At 66.9% G+C, this 24,906-nt stretch carries 19 protein-coding genes and 1 tRNA gene; 11 read left to right on the top strand and 9 right to left on the bottom strand.

Annotated features, from left to right (window positions below; genetic code table 11):
• Positions 1-52: 52 nt before the first annotated feature.
• Positions 53-2,716, bottom strand: a complete 2,664-nt coding sequence (gene ppdK / locus EP380_RS03155) for a pyruvate, phosphate dikinase (RefSeq protein WP_127596479.1) — start codon at positions 2,714-2,716, stop codon at positions 53-55.
• Positions 2,717-3,116: 400 nt separating this feature from the next.
• On the opposite strand from ppdK, the gene EP380_RS03150 reads away from it, so the two are divergent.
• Positions 3,117-3,191: transfer RNA gene (locus tag EP380_RS03150), tRNA-Gln, on the top strand.
• 118 nt (positions 3,192-3,309) lie between these two features.
• On the opposite strand, the gene EP380_RS03145 is transcribed toward EP380_RS03150, so the two are convergent.
• From EP380_RS03145 to EP380_RS03135, 3 genes are all read right to left on the bottom strand, one after another.
• Positions 3,310-4,650 carry an O-antigen ligase family protein gene (locus EP380_RS03145; RefSeq protein WP_106571216.1) on the bottom strand — a complete coding sequence of 447 codons (1,341 nt, stop codon included), beginning with the start codon at positions 4,648-4,650 and terminating at the stop codon, positions 3,310-3,312.
• A complete protein-coding gene (locus EP380_RS03140; protein WP_127596475.1) occupies positions 4,647-5,375 on the bottom strand; it encodes a glycosyltransferase family 25 protein in 729 nt (242 codons plus the stop codon). Before EP380_RS03140 ends, EP380_RS03145 begins: the two co-directional genes overlap by 4 nt.
• Positions 5,376-5,569: 194 nt before the next feature.
• Positions 5,570-6,712, bottom strand: coding sequence for a DegT/DnrJ/EryC1/StrS family aminotransferase (locus tag EP380_RS03135; RefSeq protein WP_127596472.1), 1,143 nt, complete (start codon positions 6,710-6,712; stop codon positions 5,570-5,572).
• Between the two features lie 288 nt (positions 6,713-7,000).
• Here EP380_RS03135 and EP380_RS03130 point away from each other — a divergent pair, with 288 nt between their 5' ends.
• The 3 genes from EP380_RS03130 (at position 7,001) to EP380_RS03120 (ending at position 9,188) form a co-directional block, all read left to right on the top strand.
• On the top strand, positions 7,001-8,317 hold the full coding sequence (locus EP380_RS03130; RefSeq protein WP_106571219.1) for a UDP-glucose dehydrogenase family protein: 1,317 nt from the start codon (positions 7,001-7,003) through the stop codon (positions 8,315-8,317).
• A gap of 91 nt (positions 8,318-8,408) precedes the next feature.
• On the top strand, positions 8,409-8,750 hold the full coding sequence (locus EP380_RS03125) for a hypothetical protein (protein WP_127596467.1): 342 nt from the start codon (positions 8,409-8,411) through the stop codon (positions 8,748-8,750).
• A gap of 93 nt (positions 8,751-8,843) precedes the next feature.
• A complete protein-coding gene (locus tag EP380_RS03120) occupies positions 8,844-9,188 on the top strand; it encodes a VOC family protein (RefSeq protein WP_106571221.1) in 345 nt (114 codons plus the stop codon).
• Between the two features lie 43 nt (positions 9,189-9,231).
• Here the strand turns inward: EP380_RS03120 and EP380_RS03115 are convergent, their stop codons facing one another.
• The 3 genes from EP380_RS03115 to EP380_RS03105 all read right to left on the bottom strand — a co-directional run bounded on the left by EP380_RS03115 (position 9,232) and on the right by EP380_RS03105 (position 14,085).
• Positions 9,232-12,690, bottom strand: a complete 3,459-nt coding sequence (locus tag EP380_RS03115; RefSeq protein WP_127596464.1) for a chromosome segregation SMC family protein — start codon at positions 12,688-12,690, stop codon at positions 9,232-9,234.
• 60 nt (positions 12,691-12,750) lie between these two features.
• Positions 12,751-13,443: a DsbA family protein gene (locus EP380_RS03110; protein WP_127596461.1), complete on the bottom strand. Its 693-nt coding sequence runs from the start codon at positions 13,441-13,443 to the stop codon at positions 12,751-12,753.
• Positions 13,444-13,587: 144 nt separating this feature from the next.
• Positions 13,588-14,085 (bottom strand): DUF721 domain-containing protein, encoded by a 498-nt coding sequence (locus tag EP380_RS03105; protein WP_106571224.1) that lies wholly within the window; start codon positions 14,083-14,085, stop codon positions 13,588-13,590.
• 64 nt (positions 14,086-14,149) lie between these two features.
• Between EP380_RS03105 and mutY the strand changes: the two genes are divergently transcribed.
• Both mutY and EP380_RS03095 read left to right on the top strand, forming a co-directional pair.
• Positions 14,150-15,265 carry an A/G-specific adenine glycosylase gene (gene mutY / locus EP380_RS03100; protein WP_127596458.1) on the top strand — a complete coding sequence of 372 codons (1,116 nt, stop codon included), beginning with the start codon at positions 14,150-14,152 and terminating at the stop codon, positions 15,263-15,265.
• Positions 15,262-15,873: an HAD family hydrolase gene (locus EP380_RS03095; RefSeq protein WP_127596455.1), complete on the top strand. Its 612-nt coding sequence runs from the start codon at positions 15,262-15,264 to the stop codon at positions 15,871-15,873. The genes mutY and EP380_RS03095 overlap by 4 nt, the downstream gene beginning before the upstream one ends.
• A 22-nt stretch (positions 15,874-15,895) precedes the next feature.
• Here the strand turns inward: EP380_RS03095 and EP380_RS03090 are convergent, their stop codons facing one another.
• The gene (locus tag EP380_RS03090; RefSeq protein ID WP_127596452.1) at positions 15,896-17,023 is read right to left on the bottom strand and encodes a site-specific DNA-methyltransferase; all 1,128 of its coding nucleotides are present in this window, start codon (positions 17,021-17,023) and stop codon (positions 15,896-15,898) included.
• Between the two features lie 148 nt (positions 17,024-17,171).
• On the opposite strand from EP380_RS03090, the gene EP380_RS03085 reads away from it, so the two are divergent.
• Entirely contained in the window at positions 17,172-17,858 is a 687-nt protein-coding gene (locus EP380_RS03085; RefSeq protein WP_106571228.1) for an HAD family hydrolase, read from the top strand.
• A 98-nt stretch (positions 17,859-17,956) separates the two neighbouring features.
• Here EP380_RS03085 and EP380_RS03080 read toward each other — a convergent pair whose 3' ends face one another.
• Positions 17,957-18,538, bottom strand: a complete 582-nt coding sequence (locus tag EP380_RS03080; protein WP_106571229.1) for a hypothetical protein — start codon at positions 18,536-18,538, stop codon at positions 17,957-17,959.
• Positions 18,539-18,677: 139 nt separating this feature from the next.
• Here EP380_RS03080 and thrC point away from each other — a divergent pair, with 139 nt between their 5' ends.
• Genes thrC through EP380_RS03060 form a run of 4 tightly spaced genes read left to right on the top strand, consistent with a single transcriptional unit; the run spans position 18,678 to position 24,903 of the window.
• Complete coding sequence (thrC, locus tag EP380_RS03075) at positions 18,678-20,075, top strand: threonine synthase (protein WP_127596450.1); 1,398 nt, start codon at positions 18,678-18,680, stop codon at positions 20,073-20,075.
• A 24-nt stretch (positions 20,076-20,099) separates the two neighbouring features.
• Positions 20,100-21,392: a M16 family metallopeptidase gene (locus EP380_RS03070; RefSeq protein WP_127596446.1), complete on the top strand. Its 1,293-nt coding sequence runs from the start codon at positions 20,100-20,102 to the stop codon at positions 21,390-21,392.
• Between the two features lie 6 nt (positions 21,393-21,398).
• Complete coding sequence (locus tag EP380_RS03065; protein WP_106571232.1) at positions 21,399-22,010, top strand: GNAT family N-acetyltransferase; 612 nt, start codon at positions 21,399-21,401, stop codon at positions 22,008-22,010.
• Positions 22,011-22,038: 28 nt separating this feature from the next.
• Entirely contained in the window at positions 22,039-24,903 is a 2,865-nt protein-coding gene (locus tag EP380_RS03060; protein ID WP_238719705.1) for an EAL domain-containing protein, read from the top strand.
• Positions 24,904-24,906 lie beyond the last annotated feature (3 nt).

Below are 24,906 nucleotides of genomic sequence, written 5' to 3'. Positions count from 1 at the left end.
AGACATCAACCGCGTCACGGTTGAACCCGAAGCCTCGCGCCGCGCAGGCCGCTCAGGCCTTGCCTATCGCGGCCTGCGCGGCCGCGAGGCGGGCGATCGGCACGCGGAAGGGCGAACAGGACACGTAATCCAGCCCGACCTCCTCGCAGAAGCGGATCGAGGCCGGATCGCCGCCGTGCTCGCCGCAAATGCCGAGCTTGATGCCCTCACGTGCCGTGCGGCCCTTGTCGGCGGCCATGCGCACCAGTTCGCCGACGCCTTCGATGTCGAGCGACACGAACGGATCGGTCTCGATCACGCCCTTTTGGCGATAGGTCTCCAGGAACGTTGCGGCGTCGTCGCGCGAAATGCCGAACGTGGTCTGGGTCAGATCGTTGGTGCCGAAGGAAAAGAACTCCGCCACCTGCGCGATGGCGTGCGCGCGGATGGCGGCGCGCGGCAATTCGATCATCGTGCCGGTCAGATAGGCGATGCTGGTGCCGGTCTCGGCCATCACCTCGGCGGCGACCTGGTCGATGCGCGCCTTGACGAACTCGAGCTCCTGCACGATGCCGACCAGCGGCACCATGATTTCCGGCTCGACCGGGCGCCCGGTCTTGGCCGCGGCCTCGGCGGCCGCCTCGAAGATCGCCCGCGCCTGCATTTCGGCGATTTCGGGATAGGAGACCGCCAGCCGGCAGCCGCGATGGCCGAGCATCGGGTTGAACTCGTGCAGGGCCTCGGTGCGCTGGCGCAGCAATTCCGCCTCGACATCCAGGACGGCCGCGACCTCGGCGATCTCCTCCTCGGTCTTGGGCAGGAATTCGTGCAGCGGCGGATCGAGCAGCCGGATGGTGACCGGCAGCCCGGCCATGATCTCGAACAGCTCGGCGAAATCCGAGCGCTGCATCGGCAGAAGCTTGGCCAGCGCGGCGCGGCGCCCGGTCTCGCTGTCGGCGAGAATCATCTCGCGCATGGCCACGATGCGTTCGCCGTCGAAAAACATGTGCTCGGTCCGGCACAGGCCGATGCCCTCGGCGCCGAAGGAGCGCGCCGTACGCGCATCGGCCGGGGTCTCGGCATTGGCGCGCACCCGCATGCGGCGGATCGCGTCGGCCCATTCCATGATCGCGGCGAAATCGCCCGACAGTTCGGGCTGCTGCATCGCGGTCGCACCGGCCAGAACCTGGCCGGAGGCGCCGTCGATGGTGACCACGTCGCCGCGCCCGAAGCTGCGGCCGAGCGCGGTCATGGTCTGGGTCTTGTAGTCGACGCGCAGCGTGCCCGCGCCCGACACGCACGGCTTGCCCATGCCGCGCGCCACGACCGCGGCATGGCTGGTCATGCCGCCGCGCGTCGTCAGAATGCCTTCGGCGGCATGCATGCCGTGAATGTCCTCGGGGCTGGTTTCCACGCGCACCAGGATAACCTTGCGGCCGGCCGCCTTGGCTTCCTCGGCCTCGTCGGAGGAGAACACGATTTCGCCGGTGGCCGCCCCCGGCGAGGCCGGCAGGCCGAGGCCGATCACGTCGCGCTTGGCGGCCGGATCGATGGTGGGATGCAGAAGCTGGTCGAGCGAGGCCGGATCGATGCGCCCCACCGCCTCCTCGCGCGTGATCAGGCCTTCGGCGGCCATCTCGACGGCGATACGCAAGGCGGCCTTGGCCGTGCGCTTGCCGGAACGGGTCTGCAACATCCACAGCTTGCCGCGCTCGATAGTGAATTCGAGATCCTGCATGTCGCGATAATGGCGCTCGAGGGTCTCGGCGGTGCGCGCGAATTCGCCGAACGCCTCCGGCATCAGCTTTTGCAGCGACGGCTTGTCGGAGCCGGCCGCGATGCGGGCCTCCTCGGTGATGTTTTGCGGGGTGCGGATGCCGGCGACCACGTCCTCGCCCTGGGCGTTGACCAGAAACTCGCCGTAAAGCGTGCGCTCGCCGGTGGACGGATCGCGGGTGAAGGCCACGCCGGTGGCGGAACTGTCGCCCATATTGCCGAACACCATCGCCTGGACGTTGACCGCCGTGCCCCAGCCTTCGGGAATATTGTGCAGGCGGCGATAGGTGATCGCGCGATGGTTCATCCAGGACGAGAACACCGCGCCGATCGCGCCCCACAACTGCTCGTGCGGGTCCTGGGGAAAGGGTTGCCCCAGTTCCTCCACCACCTTGGCCTTGTAGCGCTCGACCAGCCCGACCCAGTGGCCGGCGTCGAGCTCGGTGTCGAATTCGACGCCGAGCCCGGCTTTTTCGTCCTCGAGGATCTCCTCGAAAACCTCGTGGTCGAGCCCCATGACGACGTCGGAATACATCTGGATGAAACGGCGATAGCTGTCATAGGCGAAGCGGCGGTCCTGCGCCTCTTCGGCCAACGCCTCGACGGTGGCGTCGTTGAGGCCGAGATTGAGCACGGTGTCCATCATGCCGGGCATCGAGGCGCGCGCGCCGGAGCGCACGGAAACCAAAAGCGGATTGCGCGGATCGCCGAAACGGCGGCCGGTATCGGCGCCGATCCGGGCAAGCGCGTCTTCGACCTGTTGTTTCAGTTCGCCGGGATAGCTTTGTGCGTTGGCGTAATAATGGGTGCAGACCTCGGTGGTGATGGTAAAACCCGGCGGCACCGGCAATCCGAGCCCGGACATCTCGGCCAGATTGGCCCCCTTGCCCCCGAGCAGGTTCTTGTCGCCGACGCGGCCTTCCGCCTTACCGTTGCCGAAGTTATAGACCCATTTCGCCATCGCGATCTCCCTCGCCGTCTGGATAGCACCCGAAGACATATCCGACCGGGCCATCCCGCCCCCGGGGCGCCCGTGAATACCGATCCGTCCGGTCCGAATTACCCGCCTCTTTCGCGGTGCCACAGCCGACATCCGGCCCGCCCGGCAACCTCCCCGGGATAGCGCGCCCTGCCGTCCGCCTGTCATGCGAACCGATTCGCCGGACGCAAGCCGGATCGCCCCGGCCCGGTCCGGCCTTGCTCTAGCGGTTTCGGGGATCGTTGACCACCGCAAATCCTCGCAGCCGCGGCAACGACGGCGACCGCCGACCGGCAGCGCGCGCTTGACGCCAACTAGTCATTGCACTGACGGCGGAGCATCCATATAAGGGCGCCACCCCGTCGCAAGGCAGCGACGATGCTGGGGCGTAGCCAAGTGGTAAGGCAACGGTTTTTGGTACCGTCATTCCCTGGTTCGAATCCAGGCGCCCCAGCCATGTCTCCACGGTCCGTTCCAAACAGACCGGCCCGCACTTTCGTTGCGGACAGACGGGTCCGAGGTGCTGACTGGAAGCTTCCAACGATTGCCGGCAACGACGCCGTCGATTCGGCGCGCTATCGCGCCTGGCCGGCTGCCTGGCGCAGATAATAGCAGCAAAAGCCGAAACCGCCGGCCATCAGCATGTAGCTTTCGCCGACAGCGAGGCGGATGTTGGAATTGCTGAGCATGCTCGCCAGGAAAAAAATCAACGTCAGCAGATAGAAAAAATAGAGTTCGAGCGGAATCAGGCCGCGGCGGACGGCGGCCGTCGCCTGGTAGAGACACCACGCCAGAAGCACGGCATAAAATTCCAGGCCGAACAGGCCGAACCGGATGGCGATCTCCAGATAACCGTTGTGCATCAGCTCATAGCCAATATCGGCGAAACGGGTCTGCTGCCACAGATTTTCCCACCAGATCCCCTGACCGAAAAGCCAGTCAAGGCGCCAGATCGAGAGGGCGTTCCACCAAACGCGGATGCGCGCGTCGAACGTATAGGGCAAGGTTCCCGAATCGATCGCGTCGAGCACCATCTGGCGCGCCGGCATTCCCGAAAGCAGCCGCTGGACCAGGTCCACGGCACTGACGACGACATGGCCGATCGTATGCCACACGATCTGATGAAAAATCAGGATCCCGACGACCGAGGCACACACGAAACCGGCCATGACCACCCATCGCGCCTTGCCCCTGATTTGCGCGAACGTGGCCGCCACGACGGAGGGCGCCGTCACGAGCAGCGCGATCCACACGCCCTTCGACTTGGCGCCGAAAATCCCGAGCACGGCGAGAATGCCGATCAGCAACGCAACCGCCAGCCCCGTCCACACGATCCGGCCCGGCAGATCGGAGCGGGAAAGCAGCCACAAGCCGAAGCAAAAGGCTCCGATCAGAATCAGACCGGCGCCGACGGAGGAATGGATGGTGTTGTTTTGGAAAAGAAACGGAACCAGGCCCGCATCCGGCCGAAAGACCGCCACGATGTCGATGCTGGCGAGCAAGGCGGCAAGGCTGATGGCTATGAAGACCCAGACCAGATGGGCAAGCTTGTCGCGGTAGAGGAAAAGCACATAACCGACCGTCATGTAGAGCGCCGGCATCAGATAGATGCCTTCCGCCGAGCCGCCGGTCGAGTCCGGTCTCGTCAGGACAACCCACACATAACGCAGCGCCACATAGTGCGCCCACACGAGGCAGGCCCAGCCCATCGGGCCCATCGCCGGGCGGAAATCGCGCCGGGAAAAATAGACCCAGAGCCCGAGCGCGATCGGCGGCAGCATCGCCACGCGGTAAAGGTCGGTCTCGATCCACACGGCCGAGATCATGCCGACCAGGCAAAACAGCACCGCGTGTCCGACGAGCTCGGTCCTGTGGAAAGGCGGCCTGTGCGCGGCCGGCTGCGTGGGCGCGTTCATGCCGCCTCCAGCGCGTAGCCCGCGCGCCGCAGGAAGTCGCGCGCCCGGAAGGAGAACGCGCGCCGCCTTTGCAAGGTCGGCAGCTTGGTGTGCGCGTAGCTGGCGGTGATGGTGGAACGGGCGCGATGGGTGCTGAAGGCGACAAGCGGCTCGCGGGTGGTATAGGTCGCCACACCGGTCGCCCAGCCGCGCTCCAGCGCCACGTCCCAGGGCAGCCACATGGTGGCGAGCGTTTCCACCAGGCGTTGGGCGCCGCTGCGGTTGACGGCATAACAGGCTGCCGACCCCAGCGGCCCGAACAGGCAGCGCCCGTACGCGTCGCCGGCCGCCGTCACGCCCTTTTCCAGAAAACCGGTGGTGCGGTGGTTGACGAGCTTGACCAGCCGCGGCTCCTCGACGCCGGCAAACAGCGCCGCCGCCCTTTCGCCGAGCCGGTCGTTGAGCACGATGTCGTCCTCGGCGATGACGGCGACGTCAACGCCCTCGGCGACCACCGTCGCCAGAGCCGCCAGATGCGAGCGGTAGCAGCCATATTCGCCGGGCGTGACGATGCGCCCGTGCCTGGCGCGGAACCGTTCCCGGTCGATGGCGGACCATTCCTCCCGCGCGATCGCGCCGCCGTCGACGCCCTCCACACGGCGCAGATCCAGCCCCGTGGCCGTCTGCCGGATGGCGTCCCAGCGCTCGGGCGAGCGCGCGAGATTTATGACAAGAACTGGCACCATCGATGGTCTGTCACTGCAAAAAAGAACACGCCCCGGCCGCCTACAACGCGCCGGCCGGGGCAGAAATGTTTAGGTCGGCGCGCCTTTATAAGCAACCGCAAGGCCGCGGTTGGCCGCTCTTATTGAAAGTATGGCAAACACGCGTTGCGCCCGATCGGCGCGGCCCAGCGCCGTGGCGCGCGCGGCCGGCCGTTCTACGAACCGGCCCGCCGCATCAGCCCGGCGTCCGCGATCTCGCGTACCGCGGCGATGATCCGGTCCTGATCGGACTCGCCCAGATAGGGATGCATGGGCAAGCACACCACGTTGTTGCTGGCCGCCTCCGACACCGCAAGGCCGTCCGGGGCGCGGCCGTAGGCCGCATAGGCGGCCTGCCGATGCAGCGGCTTTTCGTAATAGATCATCGAGGGAATGCCGAGAGCGCTCAGATGCGCGCGAACGGCGTCGCGACGGTCCGATTCAACGGCGTATTGCGCCCATGCCGAGCGATAGCCCGCGGCCACGGCCGGCACCTTGACCACGTCCGACAGCCCTGCGGTGTAACGGTCGGCTACCGCCTGCCTGGCTTCGGTTTCCGACGGCAAAATGGCCAGTTTCTCGATCAGAATCGCCGCCTGCAGCGTATCCAGGCGCGAATTGAGACCGATGCGGACATTGTCGTACTGGCTGGCACCCATGCCGTGAAAGGCGATCGAGCGCATCGTTTCGGCCAGATCGTCGTCGTTGGTCAGGATCGCGCCGCCGTCTCCATAACAGCCGAGCGGCTTGGCCGGATAGAAACTGGTGCCGGCCGCGGTGCCGAAAGCGCCGCATTTGGTGTTGCCGAAACTGCCGCCGATCGCCTGGGCCGCATCTTCCACGATCGCCAGCGCCCGCTCCTGCGCGAAGCGGCCGAGCGCCCGATAGTCGGCCGACAGGCCGAACAGATCGACGGGGATGATCGCCTTGGGCGTCAGCCGCCCCTCGGCGCGGACCTGCTCGTAGGCGGCTTCCAGGCTGGCGAGCGAGACGTTGTAGCTGTCCGGTTCGATGTCGACGAACACCGGCTCGGCGCCGGCCAGAACCACGACTTCGGCGGTGGCGGCAAAGGTGAAGCTGGGACAGAAAACCGCGTCGCCCGGTCCGATGCCGAGCGCCATTAGCGGGATCAGCAACGCATCCGTGCCGTTGGCGCAGCCCACCACGTGGCGCACGCCGACGAAATCGGCGAGCCGCCTTTCGAACTCGGCGACCTCGGGTCCGTGAATATAGCGGCCATGCGCGAACACCCTGGCCATGGCAGCCTGAAGCTGCGGCTCGATTCGTTCGCGCTGCGTGTGGAGATCGACAAACTGCATGTGCGCCTTTCAAGCGAAGCCTTGCTGTGCGGCCTTCCGGCCTGACCCGCTGATAGAAGGCGCGCGTCAAAGGTGCAAGCACGGCCGGCCGTCAATCTCGTCGCCGTGTCGTTACACAAGGTGAAGAGCCGAGGCCGGGCGGTTCGGAGCCCGGCGAGACGGGGGCGCGGGCAAAGTTTTCTTGAAACAAGGCCCACGCCATGCCACCACGCGCCATCGCCGCGGCGCAGACCGCGTGGGTTCGTTCCGGCCCTCCGGTGGGATGGGTCGCCATTCGTCGGGGTTCACATGAACATCGCCATGATCGGTTCCGGCTATGTCGGATTGGTGAGCGGCGCGTGTCTGGCCGATTTCGGACATCGCGTGACCTGCGTCGACGTCGACGAACAAAAGGTCGCCGCGCTGCAGTCGGCGCGCATCCCGATCTACGAGCCGGGCCTCGACCGGCTGGTTGCCGACAATGTCGCCGCCGACAGGCTGTTCTTCACGACCGAGCTCGCCCCGGCGGTCGCCGAGGCCGACGTCGTGTTCATCGCCGTCGGCACGCCGTCGCGGCGCGGCGACGGCCATGCGGATCTGTCGTTCGTCCACGCGGCCGCACGCTCGATCGCCGGCGCCCTCCGAGGCTTCACCGTGGTGGTGACGAAATCGACCGTGCCGCTCGGCACCGGCGACGATGTGGAGCGCATCATGGGCGAAGCCAATCCGGAGGCGGATTTCGCCGTCGCGTCGAATCCCGAATTCCTGCGCGAAGGCGCGGCGATCGACGATTTCAAACGCCCCGACCGCATCGTCATCGGCACCCAGGACGAGCGCGCCCGCACCGTCATGGCCGAGGTCTACAGACCGCTCTATCTCAACCAGGCGCCGATCCTCTTCACCAGCCGGCGCACGGCCGAAATGATCAAATACGCCGCCAACGCGTTCCTGGCGACCAAGATCACCTTCATCAACGAGGTTGCGGATTTGTGCGAACAGGCGGGCGCGGACGTGCAGGAGGTGGCCCGCGGCATCGGTCTCGACAAGCGCATCGGTCCGAAATTCCTCAATGCCGGGCCGGGCTACGGCGGCTCGTGCTTTCCCAAGGACACGCTCGCCTTCGTCAAGACCGCGCAGGACCTGGGTACGCCGCTGCGCCTGGTGGAAACGACGGTCGCCGTCAACGACCAGCGCAAGCGGGCCATGGCGCGCAAGGTCGTCGCCGCCTGCGGCGGGGCGGTGCGCGGCAAGCGCATCGCGATCTTCGGCCTGACCTTCAAGCCCAATACCGACGACATGCGCGAGGCGCCCTCGATCGCCATCATCCAGGCGCTGCTCGACCAGGGCGCGCACATCACCGCCTACGATCCCGAAGGCATGGACGCCGCGCGCGCCTATTTCGCCCAGATCGACTATGCCCAAAACGCGTATGACGCCGCAGCCGACGCGGACTGCGTCGTGATCGTCACGGAATGGAACGAGTTCCGCTCGCTCGACTTCGAGCGCCTGAAGGCGATCATGGCCACGCCGGTGCTGGTCGACCTGCGCAACATCTACCGCCCGAAGGACGTCGAACGGCTCGGTTTTGCCTATGCGAGCCTCGGGCGTCCGAACGGGATCGACTGAGCGGCATCCTTCGGCGCACGGCGCTGGACATGATGCCGCCCGAATTGGACCGACAGATGACGGTTGGTCCGAAACCAAACGAGAGGCGGCGATGTTGTCGAAATGGAGCCTTGTCGTGGTCGCCGGCGCGCTTGCCGGCTGCACCAGCCTTTCGGGCGGGCTCGACGACGAAATCGTGTCGTCGCTTCATTTCGACCAGATCCCCTGTGATCGACTGGTGGCGGAACGCGACGCGCTCGCCGCCGAGCATGGCGAGCCGGATGCGCTCGACCCGGGCGAAAAACCCGGCGCACGGCCGGCCTTGCTGCCGACCGGTTTCGGCACGCTGGTGCCCGACGCGCGCGGCCGCAACGCCAAACAGCACCGCAAGGCGCTCGGCCGCATCGAGGCGATGGACCGCTCGATCACCCGCCGCAAATGCCGCGGCGCATAGTCCCGCAGGCACAATCGCAAGAAGGGCGCCGGCCCTTGCCCGCAGCACCGATACCGAATAGAACAAATAGAGAACAATCAGCGAGGACACGCGATGAAAAAGACCGGAAAGATCGATTATCTGGAAATGTCGGCTCCCGGCGCGACGCTCGACGCGGTCAAGGCCTTCTACAGCAATGCGTTCGGCTGGACCTTTACCGATTACGGCCCGACCTATTCCGCCTTCGACGAGGGGCTGGAAGGCGGGTTTGAGGCAACCAAGCCGGATGAGGCGGCAAAACCGTTGCCGGTGCTTTATTCGGAAAATCTGGAGGAAACGCTGGCCGCGGTCGAGGACGCCGGCGCGACGATCGTGCGACCGATCTTCTCCTTCCCCGGCGGCCGACGGTTCCATTTCGCCGATCCGGCTGGCAACGAGCTGGCGGTGTGGGGCGACTAGGCTGTTCGGTTCGGCCAAGGCCAGGCAGGCGGTCACGCTTGCCTCAGCTCGCCTCGCGAATCTGTTCGGCGGTCTGTAGATCGACCGAAACGAGCTGGCTGACGCCCTGTTCGGCCATGGTGACGCCGAACAGGCGGTTCATGCGCGCCATGGTGATCGGGTTGTGGGTGATGATGACGAAGCGGGTATGGGTGCTCGCCGCCATCTCGTCCATCAAATTGCAGAAACGCTCGACATTGTGATCGTCGAGCGGCGCGTCGACCTCGTCGAGCACGCAGATCGGCGCCGGGTTGGTCAGGAACACGGCGAAGATCAGCGCCATCGCCGTCAGCGCCTGCTCGCCGCCCGACAGCAAGGTCATGGTCTGCGGTTTCTTGCCCGGCGGGCGGGCGAGGATTTCCAGGCCCGCCTCCAGCGGGTCGTCGGATTCGACCAGTTGCAGCTCGGCCGTGCCGCCGCCGAACAGGTGTGTGAACAGGCGCTGGAACTGGGCGTTGACCCGGTCGAACGCCTCGAGCAGGCGTTCGCGGCCCTCCCGGTTCAGGCTCTGGATCGCCAGACGCAGCTTCTTGATCGCCTCGATCACGTCCTCGCGTTCGGTGACGATGGTCTCCAGACGCCCGGCCAGTTCCCGCTGCTCCTCCTCGGCGCGCAGATTGACCGCGCCGAGCCGTTCGCGGTCGCCCTTCAAGCGGTCGATGCGCCGTTCGACATCGCCCATCTCGGGCAGCGGATCGTCGGGACCGAGCCCGGTGTGGCGAAAGACCAGATGCGGCGCGATCCCCAGCGCCTCCTGGATACGCGCTTCGGCGTCGCGTCGGCGCTCCTCCGCCGCCGTCAGGCGCTCCTCGGCGCGGCCGCGCGCCTCGCGGCTTTCCGACAGCGCCTGCAGGGCGGCATTGGCGGCCTTGTCGAACTCGGTCTGGCGCGTCTCGGCCACGGCGAGCGCGTCGGCGGCCTCGCTGCGGCGGGTCTCGGCGTGGCCCAGTTCCGACAACAGCGCCCGCCGGCGCGCGTCGAGCGCATCGGGCGCATCCTCGATCCCGGCGCGCTCGCGCCCGGCCTCGGCGCGCCGTTCGATCAAGGCGGCCTTCTGGCGGTCGGCATTGTCGGCGCGCGCGATCCAGGCCTGGCGCTCCTGCGCGATCGCCGTCAATCGCCTCTGCCTGGCCTCCGCTTCGCGTTTCAGACCGTCATCGAGGGCGCGCGCGTCCGCAAGGGCGGAACGATCCTCCGCAACCAGGGTCGACTGGCGCTCGAAACGCGACTGGATGTCGCCGGGGTCCGGCGCGCCGTCGAGCGCGGCCTGCGCCTCGGCCAGAAGCCTTGCCTCCTCGGCCGCGCTCTCGTCCAGCCGCGCGATCGCCTCGGCAAGCGTCGCCCTGCGGGTCGACAATTCGCCGGCCGCCTTTTCGGCCCTGGCCAGTTCCTCGCGCGCCTCGCCGGCCGCGCGCTGGGCAAGCCGCCAGGCCTCGCGGGCCTGTTTTTCCATCTCCACGGTTTGACGCACCAGCGCGTCGGCCTCCTGCTGGGCGGTTTCAGCCTGCTTGAGACGCGCGGCGGCGGCGGCAACCTCCTGTTCCAGTTCGGCGAGCCGGTTCTTCTGCGCCAGCCGCTGGGCGGCGGCCGTCGGGGCGTCGGCGCTGGCGGTGAACCCGTCCCATCGCCACAGAGCGCCGTCGCGGCTGACCAGACGCTGGCCGGGCGCGAGCGCCTTTTGCAGCCTGGGTCCGTCGGCCGCCTCGACCAGGCCGATCTGGGCGAGCCGGCGCGCCAACTGGCGCGGCGCGCGCACGATCTCGGCCAGCGGGCGCGCGCCCTCGGGCAGGCCCGGGTCGCCGTCGGCGGGATCCATCTCGCCCCAATGGACCGGTGCGGCGCGGTCGAGCGGCACATCGAGATCCTCGCCCAGCGCCGCGCCGAGCGCGGTCTCGAAACCGCGCTCGACCCTGATCTGCTCGAGGGCGGCGGGAAAAAGCCCGCTGTCGCCGGCATTGAGAACCTTGGCCAGCGTGCGCGCCTCGGTTTCCAGGCGCTGCAGCTCGGCGCGCGTCTCGTCGAGCGGCGCCCGCAACGCGGCCTCGGCCGCGCGCGCGTCGGCAACCTTGGTTTCGGCGGCCGTGGTGGCGGTCTCCGCCGCCGCGACATTGGCCTCGGCCTGTTCGACCTTGCGCTGCTTTTCGGCCGGATCCGGCAATTCGGAAAGCCGGGCGGCCACGGCTTCGGCTTCGCCGCGTTTTTCGGCCAGTTGGCGCTCGAACCTGTCGCGGCGCTCGGCGTGCTCGCGCACGGAGCGCTCGAACTGGGTGCGCTGCGCCAGTGCCTCGGCCCGTTCGGCGGTGATCGCGGCCAGCTTCTCCTCGCTCGCGGCGAGCCGCAACGACGCTTCCTCGAATGTCGCCTTCGCCGCCTGCTCGCGTTCGGCGGAGCCGGCCTGCTCCGCGGTCAGGGTCTTTTCCTCCGCGTCGAGCCGGGCCAGCGTGTCGGCATTGTCGCGCACGAGACGCTCCTCGCGCTCGATATCGGCGTCGAGCTGGGCGATGCGACGGTCGAGCTCGCCCTGGCGCGTCTTCAGGCGCGCGGCCTCCTCGTCGATCTGCGTGCGGGCGATCGACAGGCGCTGCAGCGCGGCGGCGGCGGTGGCCTCGGCGTCGCGCAGTTCGGGCAGGCGCATCGCCGCGACGGCCTGCTCCTTGGCGGCGTTCATCTGCTCCTGGGCGCGCTCGCCGACCAGCGACGTCGCCGCCGCGAGCGCCGATTGCGCCTCGCCCGCCTGCTGCTTGGCCTGCGACCAGCGCAGATGCAGCAGGATCGCCTCGGCCTGGCGGATATCGGCAGACACGCTCTTGAAACGGGCCGCCTGGCGCGCCTGACGCTTGAGGCTCTCGATCTGGCTTTCGAGTTCGCCGACGACATCGTCGAGCCGCTCGAGGTTCTGTTCGGCCGCGCGCAGGCGCAGCTCGGCCTCGTGGCGGCGCGAATGCAGGCCGGAAATACCGGCCGCCTCCTCCAGCAGCGCACGCCGGGCCTGCGGCTTGGCCTGGATCAGCTCGCCGATACGGCCCTGGCCGACCATGGAGGGCGAGCGCGCGCCGGTCGACTGGTCGGCGAACAGGAGTTGCACGTCCTTGGCGCGCACCTCCTTGCCGTTGATGCGATAGACCGACCCGGCCTCGCGCTCGATGCGCCGCGACACCTGGAGCTCGTCGGTGTCGTTATAGGCGGCCGGCGCGGAGCGGTCGGCATTGTCGAGGAAAAGCGTGACTTCGGCCGTGTTGCGGGCCGGACGCGTGCCGGAGCCGGAGAAGATGACGTCGTCCATGCCGGACGCGCGCATGTTCTTGTAGGAATTCTCGCCCATGACCCAGCGCAGGGCCTCGACGAGATTGGACTTGCCGCAGCCGTTCGGCCCGACCACGCCGGTCAGGCCGCTTTCGATGACGAACTCGCTGGGTTCGACGAAGGATTTGAAGCCGAGGACGCGAAGCCGGGAAAAGCGCATCAGGCGCGGCTCCCCCGCCCTGCGGCCGCAGGAAGGCCCCGCCGGGCTGGCTGCCTGGCGTCAGAGCATGCTGTCGATGATTGCCGAGAACTCGTCAATCGACATGGCCCCCGCATATTTTTTGCCGTTGACGAAAAAGGTCGGCGTGGAGTCGACGCCGAATTCCTTCGCTCCGCGGTCCTTGACAGCCCTGACATCCTCCAGAAGCTTCTGGTCCGTCAAGCACGCCTCGAAGGACTCCTGTGAAAAACCGGCCAGACGGGCGATTTTCAGCAATGCTTCTCGGGCGTTTTCCACCGATACCCAGGCATCCTGCTGCTTGAACAGCACATCGGCCATGGCGAAATATTTGTCGTCGGCGCAGCGCGCCAGCATGAAACCGGCTTCCGCGCGCGGATCGAACGGAAATTCCCGCAGGACCAGCCGCGCCTTGCCGGTATCGATATATTTCTCCTTGAGCGCGGGATAGGTGTTGCGGTGGAAATTGCCGCAATGGCCGCAGGTCGTCGACGCGTATTCCACGATCGTGACCGGAGCGTCTTCGTCGCCGACCCATTTTTCGGGCAAGGCGCCCGGTTCCATCAGCTTGTCGACATCGACCGAGCCCTGCGCCTCGGGCACGGCCACTTTCGGCGTCTCGGGCGTTTCAGGCGCGCTCGCGCCGTTGGAATCGCTGCACGCCGCCAGCAAAGCGGTTGCCGGCAGGGTTGCCAGCGAAGCGACGACGTTGCGACGCGAAACGAAACGGGTCATGCGAATCACCTGTCGATATCTGGATTTTGCTACGGTCGGCGATGAAAAAGCGAGAGTTGGCGCTTAATAAGGCATTGCAACCGCCAGTCACAGAGCAAAGTGTCGCGGCGCGTTCACGAAATCGCCAACGTCGCCGACACGCCTTCATTTGCGCGCGGCGACGACGTTGCGGCCGAGCCGTTCCAGCGCCGCGCGCAACCCGGGATCGCTGACGCTGCTGACGCTGTTTTCGACCAGGCCGATTTCGTCCTTGCTCAGGGCGCGCGGGGCAGGACGCCGGCGCACGGCGTCGTTGCCGACCGGCTTTTGCACGATGCGGATGCGGCCGATCGCGGCAAAGCCGAAAAAACTGTTGATACGGCTGACGATTTCGCCGGTTTCGTGCTGGAGGTGCAGCGCGGCCGCGCCCTCGCAGGCGACGATCAGGGTCGCGGGCTCGAACGGGTCGTCCTCATGGCGCCGCCGCGGCCAGGCGATCTTTTCCGGCCGGGTGGACGCGGCCAACCGCGTGCCGGCGAGCTCCGGCCACGACTGGACCAGGCTCACCGACATGCCGGCGCGCTTTTTCATCACCGGGTCGAGAATGCGCGTCGCCAGGTCGCTGACGGCGACCGGCGCACCCCGATATCCCTTTCCTTTCATGCCTGACCTGCCTTATCGGTGGGGCGCGAACCGCCCACCGCCATCATAGCCGAGCCGCCCGCCGATGACAGCCCCCGCCAAGCCCGAACCGAACCGGACGGACTTCGCCGCCCGGCTGATGGCCTGGTACGATCGCCACCATCGCCGGCTGCCCTGGCGGGTGGCGCCCGGCGAGCGCGCAAACGGATTGCGGGCGACGCCCTACCGGGTCTGGCTGTCGGAGATCATGCTGCAGCAAACCACGGTCGCGGCGGTCAAACCCTATTACGAACGGTTCTTGCGCGACTGGCCCGACGTGGAGGCTCTGGCGGCGGCCGAGCGCGAGGCGGTGATGAAGGCCTGGGCGGGGCTTGGCTACTATTCGCGGGCGCGCAACCTCAAAAAATGCGCCGAAGAGGTGGTGGCGCGCCATGACGGCGCCTTTCCCGCCGACGTTGCCGCGCTCCGCGCCCTGCCCGGCATCGGCGCGTATACTTCCGCAGCGGTCGCCGCGATCGCTTTCGACATCCCGGTCGCCGTCGTCGACGGCAATGTCGAGCGGGTCGTTACCCGCCACGCGGCGATCGAGGCGCCGGTCGCCACGGTCAAGAAGGACATCGCCGCGATCGTAGAACGCTGGCTGCCCGCCGAGCGGCCGGGCGACTTCGCCCAGGCGATGATGGATCTCGGCGCCACGATCTGCACGCCGCGCGCGCCGGCCTGCGCGCTATGCCCCGTCAGCGCGGACTGCGCCGCCTTTGCCGCCGGCGAGGCCGAGCGCTATCCGGTCAAGCCGGCAAAGGCGGCCAAGCCGGTGCGCACCGGCGCCGCCTTCGTCGCCGAGCGCGCCGACGGCGCGCTGCTGTTGCGCAAGCGCGGCGAAACCGGCCTGCTGGCCGGCATGAGCGAGGTGCCGACGAGCGCCTGGTCGGCGCGGACGGACGGCGCCGGCGGCCTCGAGGCCGCGCCGTTTGCCGCCGGCTGGCGGACGGCGGGCGAAATCCGCCACGTCTTTACCCATTTCGAACTGCGGCTTTCGGTCTACCACGCCCGTTTCGACGACGACGCCCCGGCCGGCCATTGGTGGTCGCCGCGGCATCTTGTCCACGGCGAAGCACTGCCGACTGTCATGAAAAAGGCAATCGAGGCTGCGATACCGGGCGCGACCAGGAAACCTCCCGCCCCCGGAGCGAGCCCATGAGCGACATCCGCCACATCGTGTTCGATATCGGCAAGGTGCTGATCCACTACGATCCCGAAATCCCCTACACGCGCCTGATCCCGGACGCGCGGGAGCGGCAGCGCTTCTTCGACACGGTGTGCACGCCGGCCTGGAATGTCGAACAGGACCGCGGGCGAAGCTGGGAAGAGGCGGAGGCGCTGTTGATCGACGATCATCCGCATGAGGAAGACAATATCCGCGCCTTTCGCCGCCACTGGCACGAGATGGTGCCGCACGCCTATGACGACAGCGTCGCGCTGATGCTGGAACTGATCGAGCGCGGCCACGACGTCACCATGCTGACCAATTTCGCCGCCGACACCTTTGTCGAGGCGCGCCGAAGGTTTCCGTTTCTCGATCGTCCGCGCGGCGTCACGGTGTCGGGCGAGGTCGGCATGATCAAGCCCGACCGCCGCATCTACGAGCTTCACGCGGCAACCTTCGGCCTCGACCCCGCCGGCGCGATCTTCATCGACGACAGCGAACCAAACGTCGAGGGCGCACGCGAGGCCGGATGGCGGGCGATCCACTTCACCGCGCCGGCCATGCTGGAAGACGCGCTGGCAAGCCACGGCATCGTCGTCTAGGCGCCGGAGGCGCGGCCGGCGGTCAGGCCGCGGCGACGGCCATGCGCTGGCGCATATCCTGGCGAAGGGCGTCGAGCGGCGTCGGCGCGCCCTTTCTGTCGAAATGCCAGAAGGTCCAGCCGTTGCAGGCGTCGAGCCCCTGCACGCGCGCGCCCATCTTGTGGATGGAGCCGGCCTCGTTGCCGACGGCGACGGTGCCGTCGGCGCGCACCCGCGCGGTCCAACGGCGCTTGGCGTCGCTGAGTTCCAGGCCGGGCGCGACCAGGCCCGCCTCGATCAGGCTGACGAAGGCTATGCGCGGCTCGGCGCGCTTGCCCGTCAGGATGGCGAGTTCGGGATTGTCGAGCGGCTCGACCGCGTCGATGCGCGCCGTGGCGGCGTCGATATAAGCCTGCTCGCGCTCGATGCCGACAAAATGCCGGCCGAGCCTCTTGGCGACCGCGCCGGTGGTGCCGGAGCCGAAGAACGGATCGAGCACCACGTCGCCGGGCCGTGTCGAGGCCATCAGCACGCGCGCCAAAAGGGCTTCGGGCTTTTGTGTCGGATGCGCCTTCGTGCCGTCGGCGCCCTTCAGCCGCTCGGCGCCGGTGCAGATCGGAAACAGCCAGTCGGTGCGCATCTGCACGTCGTCGTTCGAAGCCTTGAGCGCCTCGTAGTTGAAGGTGTAGCCCTTGGCCTTCTGGTCGCGCGAGGCCCAGATCATGGTTTCATGCGCGTTCTGAAAGCGCCGGCCGCGGAAATTCGGCATCGGATTGGTCTTGCGCCACACCACGTCGTTGAGGATCCAGTAGCCGAGATCCTGCAACTTGGCGCCGACGCGGAAAATGTTGTGATAGGAGCCGATGACCCAGATGGTGCCGGTCGGCTTGAGCACGCGGCGCGCGGCCAGCAGCCAGGCGCGGGTGAAGGCGTCGTAGGCCTGGAAACTGTCGAACTGGTCCCACGCATCGTCGACGGCGTCGACCTTGGACTGGTCGGGCCGGTGCAGATCGCCGCCGAGCTGCAGATTGTAGGGCGGGTCGGCGAAAATCGCGTCGACCGAATGGTCCGGCAGGCGCTCGAGCGCAGCGACGCAATCGCCTTTCAGGATCGTGTCGCACCAATCGGTTCGGGAGGCGGTCAGGTCGGCGACGGAACGCACGGCTGGCATGGCGATACTCACAACACTTGGACTGTTTACGCCTCGTTATGGTTACCGCGTTGCGTAAATTTTTAGTGTATCGCCCGGCCGATTTGCGCCGGCGCGGCACATACGATATCTGGCCGGCATTCCCCTCCCTCCAAACACAGGCCGATCCATGCAGCCCGAGCTGGTAATTTTCGATTGCGACGGGGTTCTCGTCGATTCCGAGATCATCGCCGCGCGGGTGGAGGCGCAGTTGATCACCGAGGCGGGCTTTCCCATCACCGCGGCCGAGCTGGGCGAACGCTATGCCGGCCTCACCTTCCGCGACATCCTGCTGCGCATCGAGGAGGAGGCGCGCATTCCGTTGCAGGCAAGCCTGCTGGAACGCGCCGAGAAGGCCGTCGACCGGGCACTCGCGCGCCAGGTGGAAGCGGTCGACGGGGCACTGGAAGCGGTGTTGAGGACCACCGCGCCGCGCTGCATCTGCTCCAATTCCTCGCCGCAGCGCCTGGAGATGATGCTGACCAGGACCGGGCTGAAGCCGGCCTTCGCCGATGCGGTTTTCTCGGCCGAGCAGACGCCCGAGCGGCGCCCCAAGCCGGCGCCGGACGTGTTCCTCTTCGCCGCCGAACGCCTGCGCGCCGAACCGGCCAACACGTTCGTGATCGAGGATTCAGCGCATGGGATCGCCGGCGCGAAGGCGGCCGGCATGCGGGTGATCGGCTTCACCGGCGGGCGCCACAGCTATCCCGGCCATGCCGACGTGCTGACGGAGGCCGGCGCGGAGACCGTGATCGGCCGCTGGTCCGATTTCCAGCCGACCCTGGCCGCCTTGTCGCAGTGGTCGGAAGCACCCTGACCCCCGCACCGGGCCGCTGTGGATCGCGGCGCGTAAACGCCGGCGCGGCCTCGCTCGGCCTGTCGGTATCAGGCTGCTAGCGGGCGCGGCCGCGTGCCTCAGCGCGTCTTGGGCGGGCCCTCGTCGTAGCCGACGAAGACCTGGATGTTCTGCGCGCTCGGCGTGGGGAAGGTCACGTTGGGATCGTTGAAGACGAACTGGGTCGCGGGCTGATTCGCGGTCAGCGCGACATCGTATCTGTGCAGTTCGGAATAAAGCACCTGGTCGCCCTGCACCACCGCCACGCGGATCGGCATCGACACCTGGCCGTCCTTGGCCACAGGCCCCGGCACAACCCTGCCGGCGGCGGCGACGTTCATGGTCAGCATGCCCGAGCCGTAGCTGCAGCTTCGCGTCACGTCGGTGATCGCGGCCTGGTAGACCACCTTGTCGGGATCGTTCTCGGCACCCTTCTGGTAGGTGTTGTAATAGGCCGTACCGGCGCGCAGGATCACCCGCGGGCAATAGGCGCGCAACTCGTCGGCCGAAATCTTCTCGTTCTCGTTGGTGGCGGCATTGTTGCCGACGCCACCGAGGCCGAGGTCCAGCCCGCCGCCCGACTGACACCCCGCGACGGCGAGCAGCAGCCCGAGGGCGGCCGCACGCTTTACAAAACCCGGCTTGTTCACCAACAACACCATCAACCGCTCTTTCCTGTGACAACGGCGCCGTTCTATATCAACGCCGCGCCGAAAATGCGACCGATGGATTGTGGTTTTTCGACGACGCCGCGGCCCCGACAGCCGGCCGCGGCCCGCAGATGAGGAACGGACGGGTAAAATGCGCTATGTCTCAACCCGGGGAACGGCCCCGACCCTCGGTTTTTCCGACGTGCTCCTGACAGGGCTCGCGCGCGATGGCGGGCTCTACCTGCCCGAGAGCTGGCCGCAGCTCTCGCCGGCCGACATGCGCGCCCTGCGCGGACGGCCCTATGACGAAGTCGCAAGCCGGATCATGGCGCCGTTCATCGACGGCGAGATCGCCCAGGACACGGTGTCGGCGATCGCGCGCGAGGCCTATGCCACGTTCCACCACACGGCCGTGTGCCCGCTCGTGCAGAGCGCGCCGGGCGAATTCGTGCTGGAACTGTTCCACGGACCGACGCTGGCCTTCAAGGACGTCGCCATGCAGATGCTGGCGCGGCTGATGGATCACGTTCTGGCCGAGCGCGGCGAGCGCGCCACGATCGTCGGCGCGACCTCGGGCGACACCGGCGGCGCAGCGATCGAGGCGTTCGCCGGCCGCGACCGGACCGACATCTTTATCCTGTTTCCGCACAACAAGGTCTCGCCGGTGCAACAGCGCCAGATGACCACCTCGCGGGCGGCCAATGTCCACGCCCTGGCGATCGAAGGCAATTTCGACGACTGCCAGGCGATCGTCAAAGCCATGTTCAATCATCACGGTTTTCGCGAAAAAACCCGACTTTCGGGCGTCAATTCGATCAATTGGGGCCGGATCATGGCCCAAATCGTGTATTATTTCACGTCCGCCGTCGCGCTCGGCGCGCCGGAGCGGGCGGTGTCGTTTACGGTGCCGACCGGCAATTTCGGCGATATTTTCGCCGGCTACGCCGCCAAGAAGATGGGTCTGCCGATCGAAAGGCTGGCGATCGCCACCAACGACAACGACATCCTCGCGCGCGCGCTCGCGTCGGGACGTTACGAGACGCAGGGCGTGGTGGCGACAACCTCGCCGTCGATGGACATCCAGGTCTCGTCCAATTTCGAACGCGCGCTTTTCGAAGCCTGCGGGCGCGACGCGCCGGCGACGGTCGCGGCGATGGAGGGGCTCAGGCAGTCCGGCGCCTTCACCATCGCGCCGGCGGCGCTTAAGACGTTGCGAGCCGATTTTTCGGCGGGACGCTCGACCATGGCCGAAACCGCCGACACCATGCGTACGGTGCTTGACGACAGCGGTTATCTGCTCGATCCGCACTCGGCGACCGCGATGCGGGTGGCGCGCCAAATCGACGATGGACAAAGCCCGATGATCGTGCTCGCCACCGCCCACCCGGCGAAGTTTCCCGATGCGGTCAAGGAAGCGACCGCAGTGCACCCGACCTTGCCATCGCGCCTTGCGGGCCTTATGGATCATGAGGAAAACTACGAAATCCTGGCGTCGGAAACCGAGGCGGTCGAGGATTATGTCGGCAGGCATACGCGCGCGGCCGGCTGAGGGAGTACAAGGAGTAGGCCATTTATGGCAGTTGAGGTAAGCCGTCTGTCGAACGGTTTGACGGTCGTCACCGAAACCCATCCCCATATCGACAGCGTCGCGCTCGGCGTGTGGGTCAGGTCCGGGTCGCGCGACGAGCATGAGAACGAACACGGCATCGCCCATCTGCTCGAGCACATGGCTTTCAAGGGCACCGGCTCGCGTTCGGCATGGGACATCGCCTCCCAGATCGAGAATGTGGGCGGCGAGATCAACGCGGCCACGAGCGTGGAAACGACATCGTTTTTCGCCCGCGTGCTGCGCGACGACCTGCCGCTCGCGATCGATCTCCTGGCCGACATCCTGACCGATTCCCGGTTCGATCCGGAGGAATTGCGCCGCGAGCAGCATGTCATCCTGCAGGAGATCGGCGCCGCCCACGACACGCCCGACGACGTGGTTTTCGACCATTTTTCCGAAACCGCCTTTCGCCACCAGACGCTTGGACGCACCATTCTCGGCACGCCCGAAACGGTGCAGTCGTTCACGCCCAAGCAGATCCACGATTTCATGGCGCGCCAATATGGCGCCGACCGCATGGTGGTGGTGGCCACCGGCGCCGTGCGCCACGACGAATTCGCCCGCGAGGTCGAAAAGCGGCTCGGCCTCCTGCAGCCCAAGGCGCCGGCCGGCACGCCGCCGACGGCGCATTATGTCGGCGGCGACTTTCGCGAACACCGCGACCTGATGGACGCCCAGATCGTGCTCGGCTTCGAGGGCCGCGCCTACCACGTGCGGGACTTTTATGCCTCCCAGCTGCTTTCCATGATCCTGGGCGGCGGCATGTCGTCGCGCCTGTTCCAGGAGGTGCGCGAGCGTCGCGGGCTTTGCTATTCGGTCTATGCCTTCCACTGGGGCTTTTCGGACACCGGCGTGTTCGGCATCCACGCCGCCACCGGCAAGGAGGATATGGCGACGCTGGTTCCCGTGCTCGTGAACGAATTGAGCAAGGCCGGCGAACGCATCAAACAGGAAGAGCTCGACCGGGCGCGGGCGCAATACCGGGCCGGGTTGAAGATGTCGAGCGAAAGCGCGGCCAGCCGCGCCTCGCAGATCGCGCGCCAGATGCTGCTTTTCGGCCGCCCGGTCTCCATGGACGAGTTGATGGAGCGGCTTTCGCTGATCACGGTGGAGCGGCTGGCCGACCTGTCGGCGCGGCTTTTCTCCACCCGCCCGACCGTGGCAGCGGTCGGCCCCGTCGGCTCGCTGGCCGCCTTCGAGGACATTGTCGGCCTGCTGCCCGACCGGCAATCGGCCATGCGTGTCGTCGCCGGCTAGCCGGCAATGGCCGGCCTGCCGTTCTTCAGCCGGGCCTACCCGTCCGCCAGAGGGGAAAGGATCACGCTCAAATTTCCCACCGGGCAGGAATATGCCGAGTGGGCGGAACTGCGCGGCACCAGCCGCCAATTCCTGGAACGATGGGAACCGAAATGGGCCAGCGACGAGCTCGGCCGGCCGGCCTGGCGCACACGGATCAGGCGCTATCGCGAAGAGCACGACCGCGGCACCGGCACCGCCTTCCTGATCTATCTCAACGACACCGGCAAGATGGCCGGCGGCATCTCGATCGGCAATATCAGGCGCGGCGTGGCCCAGTCCGCGCAGATCGGCTACTGGATGGGCGAGCGCCACGCCGGACGCGGCATCATGCTGGAGGCGCTACGCCTGGCCAGCGGTTACGGCTTCGAGACACTCGGCCTGCACAGGATCGAGGCGGCTTGCATTCCCGGCAACACGCGGTCCATGCGTGTACTTGAAAAAGCCGGATTCACGCGGGAAGGACTGTTGCGGTCCTATCTGAAGATCAACGGAACGTGGCAGGACCACTATCTTTACGCCCTGATCGTGGACGACTATCGGGCACAGCAAATACGGGGCAAGACCGGTGGCACCTGATTCGACCGACCGCCACATACGCTATTTCCTGCTGGGGCTCGTCGCGGTGGTTGTGGCCGCGCTGTGGGCGCCGGTGCCGGCCGGCGCGATCGAACCGATCAGAATATCGCGCGACGACATCGCGCTCGACCTGTCCGGCGCGCTGGAATTCCACCGCAACAAGGGCGCCAGTTTCCAGGTGTCCACCGCGCCCGGCATCGACGGCATCGTGCGGCGCATCGAGGTCGAAGCCAAGGAGAGCAATTCGTCCGGCGACTGGGCCGTGTTCGCGCTCGCCAACACGACCGACCAGCAGCTCGACCGGCTGATCGTGGCCCCGCATTTCCGTCTGGTCGGTTCCGGCCTGTTCTGGCCCGATCTCGGCGCGAGCCGGATCGGCGCGATCACGCCGAGCGAGGGCTTCGCGCTCGACCGGCAGGCAAGCCCCGACGCCGATGTCTTCCTGGTGACCCTCAATCCCGGCTCGGTGATCACCTTCATCGCCGAGCTGGCCTCGCCCGAGGTGCCGCAGGTCTATCTGTGGGATCCCGAAGCCTACAAGGACACGGTCAATTCCTACACGCTGTTTCGCGGCATCGTGATCGGCATCGCCGGGCTCCTGGCGCTGTTTTTGACCATCCTGTTCGTCGTTAAGGGCACGACCATGTTTCCGGCGACGGCTGCTCTCGCCTGGGCGGCGCTTGCCTATATCTGCGTGGATTTCGGGTTCTTGAGCAAGGTCATCGAAATATCGCCGGGCAGCGAGCAATTGTGGCGTTCGGTGACCGAAATCGCGCTGGCGGGAAGCTCGATCGTGTTCCTGTTCGCCTATCTCAACCTCAACCGCTGGCACGGCCATTTCAGCTATGTCGCGCTCGCCTGGATATCCGGGCTCGGCCTGATCGCCGGCATCGCGGTGTTCTTCGATCCGGCCGTGGCCGCCGGCATCGCGCGGCTCTCGTTCGCCGCAACCGCCGTCATCGGCCTGCTTCTGGTCGTCTATCTGGGCCTGCGCGGCTATGACCGCGCGATCATGCTGGTGCCGAGCTGGCTGATGGTGCTGGTGTGGATGGCCGGCTCGTGGCTGGCCATCACCGGCCTGCTCGACAACGACATCGTCCAGCCGGCGCTGGGCGGCGGCCTGATCCTGATCGTGCTTCTGATCGGCTTCACCGTGATGCAGCACGCCTTTTCCGGCGGCGCGCTGCAGCAAGGCCTGTTCAGCGACATGGAGCGCCAGGCGCTGGCCATCACCGGCTCCGGCGACACGGTGGTCGACTGGGACGTCTTGCGCGACCGCGTCGTGACCCGGCCCGACATCAGCGAGCAGCTCGGCCTGAGCGGCGGCAGCCTGCACGGCCCGGCCCGCAACTGGCTGCCGGTGCTGCATCCCGACGACCGCGACCATTTCCGCACCACGCTCGACATGGTGCTGGAACACCGGCGCGGCCGCATCGGCCAGAGTTTTCGGCTGCGGGCGGCCGACGGGCATTATCACTGGTTTTTGATGCGGGCGCGGCCGGTGGTCGGCTCGGACGGCGAGGTGATTCGCTGCGTCGGCACGCTGATCGACGTCACCAAGCAGAAAAAGGCCGAGGAGCGGCTGTTGCACGACGCCGTGCACGACAATCTGACCGGCCTGCCAAACCGCGAATTGTTCCTCAACCGGCTCGACGCGGTCGTCAGCATCGCGCGCGCGGAGGAAAAGGTCCGGCCGACGGTTTTCGTCATCGACATCGACCGGTTCAAGCACGTCAATGACGGGCTCGGCATGTCGGCCGGCGACACCATGCTCCTGACGCTGGCACGCCGGCTGCACCGGCTGATCAAGCCGCAGGACGCGCTGTCGCGGTTCACCGGCGACCAGTTTGCGCTGATGCTGCTTTCCGAACAGGACCCGGCGCGGATCGCGGCCTTCGCCGACGCGTTGCGCCAGGCGATCCGGGCGCCGATCAGCTTTGCCAAACGCGAGATCGTGCTGACCGGATCGATCGGCCTGATTTCATGGACGTCGCCCTCCGCCACCGCCGAGGACATGGTCAAGGACGCCGAACTCGCCATGCAGCAGGCCAAACGCTTCGGCGGCGACCGGATCGAGCCCTTCCGCCCCGCCTTCCGCTCCTACGGCGCCGATCGCCTGCAGATCGAATCGGATCTGCGCCGGGCGCTCGATCGCGGCGAGCTCAGCCTCGTCTACCAGCCTATCGTTAGGCTGGAGGACAATTCGGTCGCCGGCTTCGAGGCGCTGATGCGCTGGGATCATCCGCGCCGGGGCATGATCCTGCCGGGCGAATTCATCCCGGTCGCGGAGAACTGCAATCTGATCGTGCAGCTCGGCCTTTTCGCCATGCAGCGCGCGGCCGAAGATCTGGCGTCGTGGCAAAAACAGATCGGCAACTCGCCGCTGTCGGTGTCGGTCAACCTGTCGAGCCGGCAGCTCATCCGGCAGGATCTCGTCACCGACGTGCGCTCGGTGCTGGCCAGGGCCAATCTCAAACCGATCTATTTCCGTCTCGAACTGACCGAATCGCTGATCATGGACAATCCCGAGCAGAGCACGCACGTGCTCGACAAGCTGCGCAAGCTGGGCATCGGCCTGTCTCTGGACGATTTCGGCACCGGCTACTCGTCGCTGTCCTATCTGACCCGCCTGCCCTTCGACACCATCAAGATCGACAAGAGCTTCGTCGACGACACCAGTCCGAAAAAGGCGGTGCTGTTGAGCTCCATGGTCGACATGGCGCACGAGCTCGGCCTGTCGGTCGTGGCCGAGGGCGTTTCCAGCGAGGCCGACGCGCTGCAGCTCAGGCAGATGGGATGCGAATTCGTTCAAAGCTTCCTGTTCGGCGCGCCGCTGACGGCCGACGCGGCGCTGAAGCTTTTGAAGGAGCAGTTCCCGCTTACTCAGGCGTGACCG

The sequence above is a fragment of the Nitratireductor alexandrii genome (assembly GCF_004000215.1).
GTDB classification, from domain to species: domain Bacteria; phylum Pseudomonadota; class Alphaproteobacteria; order Rhizobiales; family Rhizobiaceae; genus Mangrovimarina; species Mangrovimarina alexandrii.
This window is presented reverse-complemented; position numbering and strand designations above follow the sequence as displayed.

Coding starts and splice junctions, on each gene's coding strand:
- EP380_RS03065 (WP_106571232.1), top strand. CDS start 21,399: ATGGCCGGCCTGCCGTTCTTCAGCCGGGCCTACCCGTCCGCCAGAGGG.
- EP380_RS03145 (WP_106571216.1), bottom strand. CDS start 4,650: ATGAACGCGCCCACGCAGCCGGCCGCGCACAGGCCGCCTTTCCACAGG.
- EP380_RS03105 (WP_106571224.1), bottom strand. CDS start 14,085: ATGAAAGGAAAGGGATATCGGGGTGCGCCGGTCGCCGTCAGCGACCTG.
- thrC (WP_127596450.1), top strand. CDS start 18,678: ATGCGCTATGTCTCAACCCGGGGAACGGCCCCGACCCTCGGTTTTTCC.
- EP380_RS03085 (WP_106571228.1), top strand. CDS start 17,172: ATGCAGCCCGAGCTGGTAATTTTCGATTGCGACGGGGTTCTCGTCGAT.
- EP380_RS03110 (WP_127596461.1), bottom strand. CDS start 13,443: ATGACCCGTTTCGTTTCGCGTCGCAACGTCGTCGCTTCGCTGGCAACC.
- EP380_RS03090 (WP_127596452.1), bottom strand. CDS start 17,023: ATGCCAGCCGTGCGTTCCGTCGCCGACCTGACCGCCTCCCGAACCGAT.
- EP380_RS03140 (WP_127596475.1), bottom strand. CDS start 5,375: ATGGTGCCAGTTCTTGTCATAAATCTCGCGCGCTCGCCCGAGCGCTGG.
- EP380_RS03120 (WP_106571221.1), top strand. CDS start 8,844: ATGAAAAAGACCGGAAAGATCGATTATCTGGAAATGTCGGCTCCCGGC.
- EP380_RS03115 (WP_127596464.1), bottom strand. CDS start 12,690: ATGCGCTTTTCCCGGCTTCGCGTCCTCGGCTTCAAATCCTTCGTCGAA.
- ppdK (WP_127596479.1), bottom strand. CDS start 2,716: ATGGCGAAATGGGTCTATAACTTCGGCAACGGTAAGGCGGAAGGCCGC.
- EP380_RS03130 (WP_106571219.1), top strand. CDS start 7,001: ATGAACATCGCCATGATCGGTTCCGGCTATGTCGGATTGGTGAGCGGC.
- EP380_RS03125 (WP_127596467.1), top strand. CDS start 8,409: ATGTTGTCGAAATGGAGCCTTGTCGTGGTCGCCGGCGCGCTTGCCGGC.
- EP380_RS03135 (WP_127596472.1), bottom strand. CDS start 6,712: ATGCAGTTTGTCGATCTCCACACGCAGCGCGAACGAATCGAGCCGCAG.
- EP380_RS03095 (WP_127596455.1), top strand. CDS start 15,262: ATGAGCGACATCCGCCACATCGTGTTCGATATCGGCAAGGTGCTGATC.
- EP380_RS03070 (WP_127596446.1), top strand. CDS start 20,100: ATGGCAGTTGAGGTAAGCCGTCTGTCGAACGGTTTGACGGTCGTCACC.
- mutY (WP_127596458.1), top strand. CDS start 14,150: ATGACAGCCCCCGCCAAGCCCGAACCGAACCGGACGGACTTCGCCGCC.
- EP380_RS03080 (WP_106571229.1), bottom strand. CDS start 18,538: ATGGTGTTGTTGGTGAACAAGCCGGGTTTTGTAAAGCGTGCGGCCGCC.